This window comes from Rhizobium sp. 18055 (genome assembly GCF_902706285.1).
Classification (GTDB): Bacteria; Pseudomonadota; Alphaproteobacteria; order Rhizobiales; family Rhizobiaceae; genus Rhizobium.
Genome location: NZ_CACSKD010000108.1, coordinates 1 through 599, shown reverse-complemented (window position 1 = coordinate 599; position 599 = coordinate 1). Strand labels below are relative to the sequence as shown.

Annotated in this window: 1 protein-coding gene; it reads left to right on the top strand. The window is 66.8% G+C overall.

Annotated elements, in window-relative coordinates; translation table 11 throughout:
• On the top strand, nt 1-599 hold a 599-nt coding region (locus GVL52_RS31655; RefSeq protein WP_200847946.1), incomplete at both ends, for an amino acid ABC transporter permease.

The following is a 599-nucleotide window of genomic DNA, read 5'->3' as shown; positions in this document are numbered from 1 at the left end:
GGAGCGATGGAACTCGATTTTTCCCCCGTATGGGCCGGCTGGCCCCAACTGCTGCAGGGCGCGGCGGTGACCGTGGAGATCACGGCCGCCTCGCTGCTGCTCGGATGCGTCATGGGCCTGCTGGTGGGCATCGGCCGCCTCAATCCCCGCAACCGCATCGTGTACGGCCTGTGCACCGCCTACGTGGCGGTCATCCGCGGCACGCCGCTGCTGGTGCAGCTGTTCATCCTGTTCTTCGGCCTGCCGCAGTTCGGCATCCTGCTGCCGGCCTTCGTGTGCGGCGTGATCGGCCTGGGCATCTACTCGGGCGCCTACGTGTCCGAGATCGTGCGCGGCGCGATCCAGTCGATCGACAAGGGGCAGATGGAAGCCGCGCGCTCCATCGGCATGTCCTCGGGCCAGGCGATGCGCAGCGTGGTGCTGCCGCAGGCCGTGGTGCGCATGATCCCGCCGCTGGGCAACGAGTTCATCGCGCTGATCAAGAACTCGGCCCTGGTGTCGCTGCTCACGATCCACGACCTCATGCACGAGGGCCAGAAGATCATCAGCGTGTCGTACCGCTCGCTGGAGGTGTACCTGGCCATCGCGGTCGTGTACTT